Source organism: Saccharothrix hoggarensis (assembly GCF_042678885.1).
In the GTDB taxonomy this organism is placed as follows: Bacteria; Actinomycetota; Actinomycetes; order Mycobacteriales; family Pseudonocardiaceae; genus Actinosynnema; species Actinosynnema hoggarensis.
The window spans coordinates 1-13,914 of sequence record NZ_JBHTLK010000069.1; the positions used below are offsets into that span (position 1 = coordinate 1).

10 protein-coding genes and 1 tRNA gene are annotated in these 13,914 nt (G+C 72.6%); 8 read left to right on the forward strand and 3 right to left on the reverse strand.

Annotated features, from left to right (window positions below; all coding sequences use genetic code 11):
• Positions 1 to 220 precede the first annotated feature (220 nt).
• Entirely contained in the window at positions 221 to 3,013 is a 2,793-nt protein-coding gene (locus ACFQ3T_RS15600) for an AfsR/SARP family transcriptional regulator (RefSeq protein ID WP_380723980.1), read from the reverse strand.
• Positions 3,014 to 3,216: 203 nt separating this feature from the next.
• On the opposite strand from ACFQ3T_RS15600, the gene ACFQ3T_RS15605 reads away from it, so the two are divergent.
• From ACFQ3T_RS15605 to ACFQ3T_RS15625, 5 genes are all read left to right on the forward strand, one after another.
• The gene (locus tag ACFQ3T_RS15605) at positions 3,217 to 4,257 is read left to right on the forward strand and encodes an ADP-ribosylglycohydrolase family protein (RefSeq protein ID WP_380723981.1); all 1,041 of its coding nucleotides are present in this window, start codon (positions 3,217 to 3,219) and stop codon (positions 4,255 to 4,257) included.
• Between the two features lie 215 nt (positions 4,258 to 4,472).
• Entirely contained in the window at positions 4,473 to 4,790 is a 318-nt protein-coding gene (locus ACFQ3T_RS15610; protein WP_380723982.1) for a TetR family transcriptional regulator, read from the forward strand.
• The gene (locus ACFQ3T_RS15615; RefSeq protein ID WP_380723983.1) at positions 4,790 to 5,524 is read left to right on the forward strand and encodes a hypothetical protein; all 735 of its coding nucleotides are present in this window, start codon (positions 4,790 to 4,792) and stop codon (positions 5,522 to 5,524) included. Before ACFQ3T_RS15610 ends, ACFQ3T_RS15615 begins: the two co-directional genes overlap by 1 nt.
• Before the next feature lie 59 nt (positions 5,525 to 5,583).
• A complete protein-coding gene (locus tag ACFQ3T_RS15620; RefSeq protein ID WP_380723984.1) occupies positions 5,584 to 6,282 on the forward strand; it encodes a response regulator transcription factor in 699 nt (232 codons plus the stop codon).
• The gene (locus ACFQ3T_RS15625) at positions 6,279 to 7,688 is read left to right on the forward strand and encodes a sensor histidine kinase (protein WP_380723985.1); all 1,410 of its coding nucleotides are present in this window, start codon (positions 6,279 to 6,281) and stop codon (positions 7,686 to 7,688) included. Before ACFQ3T_RS15620 ends, ACFQ3T_RS15625 begins: the two co-directional genes overlap by 4 nt.
• Here the strand turns inward: ACFQ3T_RS15625 and mgrA are convergent.
• A complete protein-coding gene (gene mgrA / locus ACFQ3T_RS15630) occupies positions 7,685 to 8,713 on the reverse strand; it encodes an L-glyceraldehyde 3-phosphate reductase (protein WP_380723986.1) in 1,029 nt (342 codons plus the stop codon). The two genes, ACFQ3T_RS15625 and mgrA, sit on opposite strands and share 4 nt — an antisense overlap.
• A 174-nt stretch (positions 8,714 to 8,887) precedes the next feature.
• Here mgrA and ACFQ3T_RS15635 point away from each other — a divergent pair, with 174 nt between their 5' ends.
• Entirely contained in the window at positions 8,888 to 10,504 is a 1,617-nt protein-coding gene (locus tag ACFQ3T_RS15635; protein ID WP_380723987.1) for a vWA domain-containing protein, read from the forward strand.
• A 107-nt stretch (positions 10,505 to 10,611) separates the two neighbouring features.
• On the opposite strand, the gene ACFQ3T_RS15640 is transcribed toward ACFQ3T_RS15635, so the two are convergent.
• Positions 10,612 to 10,684, reverse strand: a tRNA-Thr gene (locus ACFQ3T_RS15640).
• A gap of 281 nt (positions 10,685 to 10,965) precedes the next feature.
• Here ACFQ3T_RS15640 and ACFQ3T_RS15645 point away from each other — a divergent pair.
• Together ACFQ3T_RS15645 and ACFQ3T_RS15650 are read left to right on the forward strand one after the other, a co-directional pair.
• A complete protein-coding gene (locus ACFQ3T_RS15645; protein WP_380723988.1) occupies positions 10,966 to 12,333 on the forward strand; it encodes a threonine/serine exporter family protein in 1,368 nt (455 codons plus the stop codon).
• Positions 12,334 to 12,460: 127 nt separating this feature from the next.
• Positions 12,461 to 13,897 (forward strand): alpha,alpha-trehalose-phosphate synthase (UDP-forming), encoded by a 1,437-nt coding sequence (locus tag ACFQ3T_RS15650; RefSeq protein WP_380723989.1) that lies wholly within the window; start codon positions 12,461 to 12,463, stop codon positions 13,895 to 13,897.
• Positions 13,898 to 13,914: the final 17 nt, after the last annotated feature.

The following is a 13,914-nucleotide window of genomic DNA, read 5'->3' on the forward strand; positions in this document are numbered from 1 at the left end:
AGGCGCGAACGACCGACTCAATGGCGACCGAGCCGCGACGCCGAAGGCGGCGCAATCAAACACAGCTGGCCGGCGCTCTCCCCCGAACGCCGGCCAGCCGGTTGGGTGGCTTTCCCCCCTGGTTTCCCCCTACCAAGAAGCCACCCAGCGCCGTACGCCAGTGGCGTGTTCGGCGCGGTTCCAAGTTCCCACGTCTTGGCGCGGGAGTGCTAAACACCGGCTAAACCTCTGAGGTCAAGGCTTCAAGGGCCGTTCGGACCAACATGGCCCGCGGGGAGCCGAGGCGTTCGAACAGCCGTAGCGATTCCGCCAGCTCCGCTTGTGCGGCAACGCGTTCTCCGCGTCTGGCGAGGACGGAGCCGAGGACTTGCCTGCCGAAGGCCTCTTCGAACTGCATGGAGCCGCCTCGGGCGAGTTCGACGCCTTGGCGGGCGTGTTCTTCGGCTTCGGGGAGCAGTCCGAGTTCGGCGTAGAGTTCGGCGAGGTTGTTCACGGCGACGGCGTAGGCGCGTTCGTCGCCGTTGCGGTGGTATATCTCCATCGCCAGGAACTGGTGTTGTGCGGCCGTTTCGCGGTGGCCGAGCCGTTGTTCGACCTGGGCGAGGTTGTTGAGGACGGTGGCTTCGCCGAGTGCGTCGCCGTCGCGTCGGGCGAGTTCGACGGCTTCGCGCTGGTGGTTCAGGGCTTCTTCGACGCGCCCTTCGGCGACGAGCGCGAGGGCGAGTTGGTCGAGGGTCATGACGAGGTAGCGGGGTTCGCCGAGTTCGGCGGCGATGCGGTGGGCGAGCTGGGCGTGTTCGAGGGTGCCGCGCAGCGCGCCGGCCCGGTTGTTGATGTCGTGCATGGCGTGGAGGATCAGGACCTCGCCGCGCCGGTCGTGGGTGGCGCGGGCGGCGGTGAGGCCGAATTCGGCTATGCCGCGCCACTCCCGGCTGACGAGTCGGGTCACGCAGTAGGTGTGGACCAGCCGGACGAGTTGCCAGACCTGGCGGTGGAGGCCGGCGTCCGCTCCCGCGTGGACGAGCGCGGTGAGGTTGGGCCACTCCTTGTCGAACCAGGACAGCGCCTGCGCGGACGTGGCGGGTTTGGGCGTGGTCTTGTCGCCGGTGAAGGAGAGGCCGTCGTGGACGGGGCGGATGAGCCGGCGGGCGTGGTCGCAGGCGGCGAGGTAGTGGTCCATCAGGCGGCACAGCGCGCCGTCGCGGTCCTGGTCGTCCAGCAGTTCCCGCGCGTAGAGGCGGACGAGGTCGTGGAGGACGAAGCCGCCGCGCCACTGCTCCACGAGCAGGTGCGCGTCGGCGAGGTCGGCGAGCCGCGCGGCGGCGGTGGTGAGGTCGATGTCGCAGACGGCGGCGATGGCGTGCGGGCTCACCCAGCGGCCGGGGACGAGGCCCGCGGCGCGGAACGTGTCGGCCAGTTCGGGCGGCAGGTTGCGGTAGGAGACGGCGAGCGCGCGGCCGACGCCGGTGTCGGCGAGGTCGAGGGTGCGCAGCCGCGAGTCGTCGTCGGAGAGCCGACCGACCAGGTCCGCCACTGTCCACTCCGGACTGAACACGAGCTTGGCCGCGGCGATGCGCAGGGCGAGCGGGAGGTTGCCGCAGAGTTCGGCGAGCTTGCGCACGGCGGCGGGTTCCTGCTCGGAGAGCGGTTTGCCGACGACCTCGTCCACCAGGCGGACGGATTCCTCTTCGGACAGCGTGTCGAGGGTGAGCATCCGGGCGCCGTTGCTGACGACGAGCGCTTCGAGCCTGCGCCGCGAGGTGACGAGCACGACGGAGCCCGCGCCGGGCGGGAGGAGGAGCCGGACGTGCTCGGGGTCCCAGGCGTCGTCCAGCACGACGAGGACGCGGCGCTTGGCGACGATCGACCGGTAGAGGCCGACGCGGTCGTCGAGGTCGCGCGGCACGCCGTCCGCGGGCACGCCGAGCGCGTGCAGGAACCGGGCCAGCACCTCGGCGGGCTCGACGGGGTCGCGGTCGGGCGCGAAGCCGTTGAAGGAGGCGAACAGGAGGCCGTCGGGGAACTGCTCGGCGCGGCGGTGCCCCCAGGTGACGGCGAGTTCGCTCTTGCCGATCCCCGGCGCGCCGTTGACGACGGCGATCGTGGTGGCGGTGAGGTCGCGGGCGTCGCACAGCCGGTCCAGCCACGCCAGTTCCTCGTCGCGGCCGATGAACCCGCTGGCGGCGGCGGGGAGCTGGGCGGGCACGACCACGCCGGGCCGCGGCGGCACGGAGACCACTTCGGCGTGGCCGGGCGAGCTGAGCGCCGGGTCGTCCCGCAACACCTGCTCGTGCAGCACGCGCAGGCCGGGTCCGGGGTCGATGCCCAGTTCGTCCACGACGCGGCGGTGGAAGCGCTGGTAGGCGTCGAGGGCGTCGGCGCGCTGACCGGACCGGTAGAGGGCGCGCATCATGTGGCCGACGAGCCGTTCCCGGAACGGGTGCTCGTTGACGAGCTGTCGCAGCTCGCCCACGAGTTCCAGGTGGCGGCCCAGTTCCAGCTCGGCCTCGATGCGCTCCTCGACCGCGGCGAGCCGGAGCTCTTCGAGGTCGGTGGTGATGGGGTCGCCGGGCACGTCGGTCAGCACTTGGCCGCGCCAGAGGCCGAGCGACTCGCGCAGGAGTTGCGCCCGGATCGGCGCGGGCTTGCCGCGGGCGCCGGCCACGAGCTGCCGCGCCCGGTGGAAGTCGAGCCGCCACGGGTCGACGGACAGCTGGTAGCCGGGCGGTGTGGTGAGTATCCGCGCCGAGCCGGCCGGGTCGGCCTGCTCCAGCATCCGGCGCAGCCGCGACACGTAGCCGTGCACGATGGTCCTGGCCGTCGCGGGCGGGTCGTCGGCCCACAGGCTGTCCACGATCTCGTCGATCGGGACGACCCGGTTGGCCTCCAGCACCAGCATCGCGAGCAGTCCGCGCATCCCCTTGCGGCCGATGACGAGCTGGCGGCCGTCCGCGAGCACCTGCAACGGTCCGAGGACGCCGAACTCCAGCCCGCTCTTGCTCCGGTCAGCCATGCCCCTCCCCCGCCTCGTGCGCTTGCGCCGTCGGCCGTACGGCTCGGTCACTGGATCAGGTGCGCCGGGTGGGTCGTTAGATACCTGTGGGTAGATGTTGCTTGGTCAACTACTCGTGCTCCCAACACCGGGCGGTCGGCCGACGGCTAGGGTTTTGACCCCGGAGAGTCCCGGCCGAGTTCTGGGCGAGTGCAGGAGGGCAATTGCCGCGCGAGCCGATGAACGTGGTCGACCGTGGCGCCGCCTGCCTGTTGGGCGGCGCGCTCGGCGACGCGCTTGGCGCGCCCGTCCAGTACCTGGGCTGGGCCGACATCCAGCGGGACCACGGCCCGGAGGGCGTGCTCGCCCCGCCGCGCCCGGCGCTGGTCACGGACGACACGCAGCTCACCCTGTTCACCGCGGACGGGTACCTGCGGGCGTGGGTGCGCGGGCGGACGACCGGCGAGTGGGACCCGATCGAGGTCGTGTGGCAGAGCTACCGGCGCTGGTTGGTCACGCAGCAGGTGGCCGCGCCGGAGCCGGGCGCGACGGGCCTGGTCGGCGACGAGCGGCTGTACTCCAGCCGGTCGCCCGGCCTGACGTGCCTGCGCGCGCTGGCCGCCGACACGCCGCCGACGCCGGAGGAGCCGCAGAACGAGTCGTCCGGCTGCAACGGCGTCACGCGGACCGCGCCGGCCGGGTTCGCGCCGAGCGCGGAGATCGCCTACGACCTGGGGTGCCGGTTCGCCGCGCTCACCCACGGCGGCACGGGCGGCTGGGTGTCCGGCGGGGCGTTCTCGCTGCTCATCCACCTGCTGGCGGTGCGCGGGCGGCCGATGCGGGAGGCCGTGGACCAGGTCATCGGACGGGTGCTGCGGGACGACCCGTACACGGCGAACACGCTGAACCGGGCCGTGGTGTTCGCCGACGAGCACCGGGCGCAGGGCTTCGACTCGGTGCGGGTGGACCGGCTGGGCAGCGGGTGGACAGGGCCGGAGGCGCTGGCGATCGCCGTGCACACGGTGCTGGTGTACCCGAAGCGGTCGCAGTTCGTGGACGCGCTGCGCGCGGCGGCCAACCACTCGGGCGGCAGCGACGCGACGGCGGCGTTGACGGGGAACATCCTGGGCGCGCTGCACGGCACGGCGGCGTTGCCGCGGGATTGGCTGGCAGGGCTGGAACTGGTCGACCTGCTCACCGAACTGGGTTCCGACCTGGGGCGTTCGGTGACGGGGCAGGAGTTCGACTTCGCCCGGTACTCGTGACGGGTGAAAGCCGGCCTCGGCACGCACGTTCCCGAATGCGTGCGACCGAGGCCGGCTCTCCACGTGATCGGCGGTGGGACACGCCCCGAGCGCGGAACCCGGCCGACCTTCCGTGGAGCGGGAAACCCGTGCGAAGACCGTAGCAGGGCGCGTGCGCCCCGTCACAGGCGGCCCACCTCCTTAACAACGTGAAGTGGTCGGGCACGATCAGCCGCGTGGCGCCGGGACGGGAAGCGATCGTGCGGGCGGCGCTGGACCTGCTCGACGAGGTCGGCCTGACGCTGCGCCGCCTCGCGGCCGAGCCGGACGTGCGGGCGCCCGCGATCTACTGGCACGTGAAGAACAAGGCGGAGCCGCCGGAGGCGATGGCGGCGGCGATCTTCGCGGACGCGTTGGCGGGCCAGGAGTCGCCGCGCAGGGGCGAGTCGTGGGTCGAGTGGCTCGCGGGCACGGCCCACCGGCTGCCCGCCGCCGTGCTCTCCCACCGGGACGGCGCGCGGGTGTCCGGTCTGCGCCTGTCCCGGTTCGGCTAGTGCCCGCGGGCATCCGGGCGGTCACGCGGTTGTTGATCGCCCTGGACGAGAGCGGGAGTGACGTTGGTCACCTCGCGCTCTTGGCGGTCCGGCACGCGCCGGCCGTGCGGCCCGACACCGCGGACGCGCTGGCGGAGCTGTTCGAGGTGACGGGCTGGATTCTCTTCGAGGAGGAGCGGCAGGCGGAGGCGCACCGGCACAACGCGGCTGCGCTGGCGCTGGCCCGTGCGGCGGGGAACCGCGAGCTGGCGGCGTTGACCCTGTTGACCATGTCGATGCAACGCGCCCACGTCGGGCGGTTCGCCGAGGCGCTGCGCCTGGCGGACGCGGGCGAGGCGACCACCGGCTCGCCGAGGGTGCGGGCGATGTTCGCGCTGCGGCGGGCGCGCGCGTACTCCCGGATGGGGTTGGCGACGCCCGCGTTGCGCGCCCTCGACCGGTCGCGGGCGGCGTTGGACGACGACCCCTCGGCGCCGCCGTGGGCGTGGTGGATCGACGCGGCCGAGCTGGAGGCGCACCGCGGCGCGGTGCTGGCGAACCTGGGACGGCTGCACGAGGCCCTCCCGCTGCTGCGCGACGAGCCCGGCCCCCGGTTCCGAGAAGTGGTGCGCGCCATGCGTTACCGCACGCTCGTCGCGCTGGGCGAGTGGCACGGGCCGCCACCGGCGTTCACCAGCCCGCGGGCGCGGCGGACGGCCCGGCTGCCTGTCGCCGACCTGTCGACTCCCTGTTGATCCGGCCGCCGGCCCCGGACGGCCTCGCCCGCCGGGTGGCGGTGCCGCACCATGAGCGCGTGGACAAGGGCACAGCGGTCCGGCTGCTCGTGGTGGACGACGAGCCGCACATCGCGGACCTCGTGGCGACGGTCGCCCGGTACGAGGGCTGGCAGGCGGTGACGGCGGGCAGCGGCGAGGCCGCGCTGCGCGCCGCCGCGGACTTCCACCCCGACATCGTCGTGCTCGACCTGATGCTGCCCGACCTCGACGGCTTCACCGTGCTCGACCGGCTGCGGTCGGCGGGCGCGATGGTGCCGGTGGTGTTCCTGACCGCCCGCGACGGCACCGCCGACCGGGTCGCCGGCCTCACCCGCGGCGGTGACGACTACCTGGTCAAGCCGTTCTCGGTGGAGGAGCTGATGGCGCGGCTGCGGGCCGTGCTGCGGCGGTCCACCGGCCCGGCGTGGAAGCGGTCCGTGCTGAAGGTGGCGGACCTCGCGCTGGACGAGGACACCCGCGAGGTGCGGCGCGGCGGCCGGCTCGTCACGCTCACGCCCACCGAGTACGAGCTGCTGCGCTACCTGATGCGCCGCTCGCCCGCCGTGCTGACGAAGGCCCAGATCCTCGACCACGTCTGGGAGTACGACTTCGGCGGCCGGTCCAACGTGGTCGAGCTGGTCGTGTCGCACCTGCGGCGCAAGCTGGACGACGGCGGCGAGCCGCTGATCCACACCGTCCGCGGCGTGGGTTACGCGCTGCGGCGGGCGGCGGGGTGAAGCGCCGGCTCCGCCTCGGCACCCGTCTGGCGCTGGGCCTCGGCGCGCTCGCGCTGGCCGTGTTCGCGGTCGTCGGCACGGTGATGGCGACGAGCATGCACGGGTACCTGTCGCAGCGGCTCGACGCGCAGATGGAGCTCACCCAGACGTCGCTGAAGAAGGACTACGCCAAGAACGGCACGCTCAAGGGCGCCGCCTACGGCTGGTACTCCGTCGTCTACGAGGTGCGCGACGGGGTGGCCCGGCCGGTGAACCGCGACGACCTGCCCGCCGACGCCGAGGACATGGCCGAGGTCGCGCTGGAGGTCACCGGGGCGCGGACCGTGTACCGGACCGACCACCTCAGGGGCGACGGCACGTACCGGCTGCGCGGCTGCCCCGTGTCCGACGGCGTGGTGCTGGTGAGCGCGGCGCCGATGGACGACATCACGTGGACCGTGCGGCGGCTCGTCGTCGTGGAGGTCGCCACGTTCCTGCTGGCGCTGGTCGCGTTCGTGGTGATCGGGCGGGCCGTGCTGCGGCGCGGGCTGCGACCGTTGAGCGACATGGCCCGGACCGCGCACGACATCACGTCCCACGACCTGACCGACTCGGCGCGGCTGCCGGTGCGCGCGGAAGGCGGCGACGGCGGCGTGGAGGTCGAGGAGCTGCGCAGCGCGTTCAACACGATGTTGGAGCACATCGACTCGTCGCTGGCCGCCCGCACGGCCGCCGAGCAGCGGTTGCGCCGGTTCATCGCGGACGCGTCGCACGAGCTGCGCACGCCGTTGACGTCGATCCGGGGCTACGCGGACCTGTTCCGCTACGCGGCCGCCAACGCGCCGGAGGAGCGGGAGGCGCACCTGGAGAAGCTGCGCTCGGAGGCGTCGCGGATGAGCGTGCTGCTGGACGACCTGCTGCTGCTCGCCCGGCTCGACTCGGCGGAGCTGGAGACCCCGCTCCGCCTCACCGACGGCGACGTCGCCGCGCTGGCTCGGGAGGCAGCGGACGCGTTCCGCGCGGCCCGCCCCACCCACCCGCTGGCGCTGACCGTGCCGGACCGCCCGGTGCGCCTGGCGTTCGACCCGCTCCGCCTGCGCCAGGTCGTGGACAACCTGCTCACCAACGCCGCCGTGCACACGCCCGCGGGCACCGCCGTGGCGCTGTCCGTGGCGGAGTCCGCCGACGCGGTCGTGCTGGCGGTCGCCGACACCGGCCCCGGCATCCCGCCACCCGACCAGGCCCGCATCTTCGACCGCTTCTACCGCGTGGACGACTCACGCACCAGAGGCCGCGGCGGGAGCGGCCTGGGGTTGGCGGTGGCGCACTCCCTCGTCGCCGCGCACGGCGGCACGGTGGAGCTGGCGAGCAGGCCGGGTTCGACGGTCTTCACCGTGAACCTGCCGCGCCACCGCCACGACCGCTAACCCGCGTTGGACGACTCCGCCCACAGGTCGATGCCCGACTCGACGGCGTGCTCGTCGATCCGCTCCACCTCGTCGTCGGTCAGCGGCGGGCCGTCGAGGGCGGCGATGTTGTCCTCCAGCTGCCCCACGCTGCTCGCCCCGACGAGCACGGACGTGACGCGGTCGTCGCGCAGGGCCCAGGTGAGCGCCAGCTGCGCCAACGACTGGCCCCGGGACGCCGCGATCTCGTTCAGCGCCCGCACGTGCGCCAGGTTCGCCTCGCTCAGCAGGTCCGGCGACAGGGACTTGCCCTGCGTGGCCCGCGAGCCCTCCGGCACGCCGTGCAGGTACTTGTCGGTCAGCATGCCCTGCGCCAGCGGCGAGAACGCGATGCAGCCGACGCCCAGCTCACCGAGGGCGTCGAGCAGGTCGGTCTCGATCCACCGGTTGAGCATGGAGTACGACGGCTGGTGGATGAGCAGCGGCACGCCCGCCGTGCGCAGCAGCTCGGCCGCCTCGCGCGTCTTGGTCGCCGAGTACGACGAGATGCCGACGTACAGCGCCTTGCCCTGCTGGACGGCGCTGACCAGGGCGCCGACCGTCTCCTCCAGCGGCGTGTCCGGGTCGAACCGGTGCGAGTAGAAGATGTCCACGTAGTCGAGGCCGAGCCGGGACAGCGACTGGTCCAGCGACGCGGTCAGGTACTTGCGGGAGCCCCACTCGCCGTACGGGCCGGGCCACATGTCGTAGCCCGCCTTGGTCGACACCACCAGCTCGTCGCGGTGCGGGCGCAGGTCGGCGGCGAGCACGCGCCCGAAGTTGACCTCCGCCGAGCCGTACGGCGGGCCGTAGTTGTTGGCCAGGTCGAAGTGCGTGACGCCGAGGTCGAACGCCCGGCGGACGATGGCGCGCCCGGCCTCGTACGGCCGGTCGTCGCCGAAGTTGTGCCACAGGCCCAGCGACACGGCGGGCAGCTTCAGTCCGCTGCGCCCGCAGCGCCGGTAGGTCATCCGGTCGTACCGCGATGCGTCGGGTTGGTAGGCCACCCGCCCACCTTGGCACGGCGGTGCGCCGTTCGCCGTACCGGGACGGGCGCGAAGTTGGTCTTCTCGGACCGTACTCGGGCGCGGTCCCCGGAATCCGCCTGGTGTGCCCGCACACCGCTGTGCGGACGCCCGGACCGCGTGGGTCCGGCAGCACTAGTGGAAAGAGATCCACTGATGCAGCACTCATCCAGACGCGGCGTCCTGCTGGCCGTCGCGGCCCTGACCGCCTCGGCGGTGCAGTTCGCCCCGGCCGCCACCGCGGCTCCCGCTCCGGCGGCGGCCAGTCGGTGCGGACCGCTCGACGTCACGTTCGTGCTGGACGACACGGGCAGCATGGGCGGCGCGATCACGAACCTCAAGGCCGGCATCAACAGCATCGTCAACGACGTCGTCACCGCGTCGGGCGGCGACTACCAACTGGGGCTGGTGACGTTCAAGGACAACGTGTCCGTCCACAGCGACCTCGCGCCGGGCAACGCGGCGGCGGTGACGAACCACGTCACGAACACGCTGGCGGCCGGTGCGGGCAGCGGTGAGCCGGAGGCGTCCGACGAGGCCCTCAACACGGTGATCAACAACCTGGCGGCCGCGGGCAGGCCGCAGAACGTCGACTTCGACGGCGTGTGGCGCTCGAACGCGATGAAGTTCGTGGTCCTGGTGACCGACGCCAGGCCGGGCGGCTTCGACGACGTCCACGCCGCCGCGGACGTGGCGAACGCGTCCGCCCGCGCGAACGACGCCGTGGCGCGCGGGATCAAGGTCTCGTCGGTGTACGTGCCGACGTCCGCCGCGTTCAGCGGCACGATCACGCCGATCATGCAGAACTACGCCACGACGACGGGCGGCGCGTTCGTGCAGGCGTCGGCGAACGGCACGGGCACCGCGACGGCCATCCAGCAGTTCCTCGCGGACTGCCGGCAGACCGACGTCTTCCTCCACGACCAGCCCACGGACACCGGCGCCGAGCCGAACCCGAACGGCTCGGTGTGGCAGAGCCCCGACATCAAGGTCTGCCCCGGCCTCGCGGACTGCGCGGGCATCCAGCCGGTGGTGGGCGCGACGAACTACGTCCACGTGCGGCTGCACAACCCCGGCCCGTACGGCAGCGGGACGGGTCTGGGGACGTTGAAGGTCTACCGGACGCCCGCCGGCGGCTCGACGACGTGGGACAACGCCACCAACGGCGACTGGGTGTTCGTCGGCCAGCAGGCCGTGAGCGTGCCCGCCGGGGTGACCGTGGTGAAGATCCCGTGGGCGAACGTCCCGGGGCCGGGCCACTTCTGCCTGCTGGCGCGCTGGGTGTCGGCGACCGACCCGATGACGTTCGCCGAGGGCCCGAACACCGCGTTGAACACCAAGAACAACAACAACATCGCGTGGCGCAACCTGCAGACGGTGCGGGCGAAGCCGGCCGAGCCGGTGAAGTCGTGGTTCACCGTCGGCAACGCGACCGGCGGGCAGGTCAGGACCGACCTCGTGGTGACCGGCGTGAAGCCGCTGCCCGGGACGATCGTGATCGACCTCGGGCCGCGACTGTTCGAGCGGTGGCGCGCGGGCGGCGGCGCCGGCGAGGGCGTGAAGGCGGTCGGCGGGACGCTGGTGCAGGTGGACCCGCGGCGGGCCGTGCTGCGCGGGGTGGCCGTCGAGCCGGGCGAGCGGTTCACGACGGAGTTGACGTTCACGCCCGACGGGCAGGCGCCGGCGGGCGGGTACCTGACGCACGTGGTGCAGTTCGCGGGTGACGAGGACCTGGGCGGCGTGGGCTACGAGGTGATCGTGGACCGCGGGTAGCGGGGTCCGGTCGCGGCCCGTGGTCGTGACGGGCCGCGACCGCCACCGCGTTGGCGGGGCTTCCGGTCGGTTCCGCGGGGCGGGGCCGTATCATGATCAACACTTTGAGCCGGTGGCGGGACTTGAACCCGCAACCTTTCGCTTACAAGGCGAGTGCTCTGCCAATTGAGCTACACCGGCACGGCCAGGAGGCCGGGAACATCGTAAGCGCCCGCAGGGGGTGCTACCTGCGGCGAACGGTCTGCTCACCGTTGACCCGCGTTGGTCCATCCGGAGGTCGCGATACCGTCCGGGTGGCCCCGGCGACCCGGAAAACCGCTGGCCAGCGCCGTCAACAGTACTGAACGCCCTGTGATCAACTCACCCGTGGCGGGTACCCCTACCGGGGGTGGCGCATGACACAGCCCCGAATGTGACACGGTCGGGCGTGGCGGCCATGCGACCGAAGGAGGTGGCGCCGGGTGCGGCTGTGGCGCCGGCGGTACCGGAGCACCGACCAGACGACCCGACCCGTCGAGGGACCGTCCCTCCCGGACGACGCGACGGTGAACCTCGTCCTCGACCTCGCGCTGCGCGTGGGCGAGGCGCAGATGGCGGGCGGCGCGGGCGTGGCGGACGTCACCGCCACGATCCTCGCGGTGGCGCGCGCGTACGGGCTGCCGCACACCGAGGTCGACGTCATCTACACGTCGATCACGATCTCGTGCCACCGCGGCACGGACCACGCGCCGGTCACGATCATGCGGATCGTCCAGGGCCGCAGCGTCGACTACACCCGGCTGGCGGCCGTGGAGGACCTGATCCGGCGGATCACGTCGGCCGGGATCTCCGCCGCCGACGCGTCCGCCGAGATCGACCGCGTCACCCGCGCCGGCCACCCGTACCCGCGCTGGGTGGCGACGCTCGCGTGGGCGGGCATGGCGGCCGCGGTGGCGTTCCTGGTCGGCGGCGGCCCGCTCCTGGCGGCCACCGCGGCCGTCGTGACCGCGTTGATCGACCGCGTCGGCCGGCTGCTGAACCGCCGCGAGCTGCCGTTCTTCTTCCAGCAGGTGGTCGGCGGCGCGCTGGCCACCGCCGTGGCCCTGGCCATGTTCGCGACGGACCTGCTGCCGAGCGTGCGGCCGTCGTTGCTCATCGCGACCGGGATCGTGGTGCTGCTGTCCGGCCTGTCGCTCGTCGGCACGGTGCAGGACGCCATCACGGGCTACAACGTCACGGCGGCCGGCCGCGCGATGGAGGTGGCCCTGCTCACCGCGGGCCTCATCGCGGGCATCGCGCTGACGTTGCGCGCCGGCGTGCAACTCGGCGTGCGCACGAGCATCGCCGACCCCCTGCCGCCGCTGATCTCCGACGTGCCGATGCAGTTCGCGGCGGGCGCGGCGACGTCGGCGTTCTTCGCCCTGGCCAGCTACGCGCCGGTGCGCGCGCTGCCGATGGCCGCCGCCGCGGGCGCGGTCGGCACGGCGGGTTACGGGCTGCTCGCGGCGACCGGGACGAACGCGATCACGTCGGCCGCCGTCGCGGCGACCCTGGTGGGCTTCGGCGGCAAGGTCGTGTCCCGCCGGCTGAGGATGCCGCCGCTGCTCGTCGCCATCGCCGGCATGGTGCCGCTGCTGCCCGGCTGGACCACCTACCGGGGCCTCTACCAGCTCACGGCCGAGGGCGACGCGGCCGGGCTGTCGACCCTGGTGCTGGCCGCCGGCACGGCGCTGGCCCTCGCCGGCGGCGTCGTCCTGGGTGAACATCTGGGGCGCCCGGTGCGCACCGGCCTGGGCCGCCTGGCCGCCCGGTCGCGTCGGCGGGGCCCCGGCCAGACACTTTCCACGTGAGGTCGCCCACCTGACGAACTTTCGTCAAGTCAACACTGTGTGACGGGTGTGACGACAGGGCATCCAGCCTGCACGTTCCCACTAACCTCGACGTGGGCGAGACGAATCTCTTAGGAGGCGCTACCCGGTGAGCAGCATTGGCGAGAACGGCGCGGACTTCCTGGTCGTGGCCAACCGCCTCCCGGTTGACCTCGAGCGCCTGCCCGACGGCACCCAACGCTGGAAGCACAGCCCCGGCGGCCTGGTCACCGCCCTGGAACCGTTCCTGCGCACGCACAGCGGCGCGTGGGTCGGGTGGCCCGGCATCGCGGACGCCGAGGTGGACGCGTTCCAGGAGGACGGGCTCCAACTGCACCCGGTGACGTTGAGCGCCACCGAGGTGGCCGACTACTACGAGGGCTTCTCCAACGGCACGCTGTGGCCGCTGTACCACGACGTCGTCGCGCCGCCCGCGTTCCACCGGACCTGGTGGAACGCCTACGTGCGGGTCAACCAGCGGTTCGCGGACGTGACGGCGAAGGTGGCCGCGCAGGGCGCCACCGTGTGGGTGCAGGACTACCAGCTGCAGCTGGTGCCGGCGATGCTGCGCGAGCTGCGCCCGGACCTGCGGATCGGCTTCTTCCTGCACATCCCGTTCCCCCCGGTGGAGCTGTTCATGCAGCTGCCGTGGCGCACGGAGATCATCCGCGGCCTGCTGGGCGCCGACCTGGTCGGCTTCCACCGCCCCGGCGGCGCGCAGAACTTCCTGTGGCTGGCCCGGCGGTTGGTCGGCCTGGAACCGAGCCGGGGCGCGGTCGGCGTGCGCACCCGGCCGGGTGTGGTGCAGGTCGGTGATCGAACGGTCCGCGTCGGCGCGTTCCCGATTTCGATCGACTCCGCGGGACTCGACGCGCTCGCCCGCGACAAAGAAGTGCAAAAGCACGCCAAACAAATTCGAGCGGACCTCGGAAATCCGAAGAAGATCCTCCTCGGCGTCGACCGCCTCGACTACACCAAGGGCATCGACGTGCGGTTGCGCGCGTTGCACGAACTGCTCGCGGACGGCCGGGTGGACCCGAGCGAGGTCACCATGGTGCAGCTCGCGACGCCGAGCCGGGAGCGCGTCGAGCACTACCGGCAGATGCGGGGCGAGATCGAGCAGGCGGTCGGCCGGATCAACGGCGAGTTCTCGACCGTGGGCCACCCCGTGGTCCACTACCTGCACCAATCGGTCAACCGGCGCGAGCTGACGGCGTTCATGACGGCCGCGGACGTCATGGTGGTGACTCCGGTGCGTGACGGGATGAACCTGGTCTGCAAGGAGTACGTCGCCACCCGGTACGACCTCGGGGGCGCGCTGGTGCTGTCCGAGTTCGCGGGCGCGGCGGCCGAACTCACGAGCGCATTCCTCGTCAACCCGCACGACCTCGACGGCGTCAAGAACGCGTTGGAGGCCGCCCTCACGCTCGATCCGGCCGAGGGTCGCCGTAGGATGCGCGCGCTGCGCCGCCAAGTCCTCACGCACGACGTCGACCGATGGGCTCGATCGTTTCTTGATGCCTTGGGCACGCAGTCCACGATCTGAATCAGTTCAGAAACCTA

Bases quoted from the DNA above. Each gene is read 5' to 3' on its own strand.
- ACFQ3T_RS15635 (WP_380723987.1), top strand. From the start codon at position 8,888: ATGCAGCACTCATCCAGACGCGGCGTCCTGCTGGCCGTCGCGGCCCTG.
- ACFQ3T_RS15600 (WP_380723980.1), bottom strand. From the start codon at position 3,013: ATGGCTGACCGGAGCAAGAGCGGGCTGGAGTTCGGCGTCCTCGGACCG.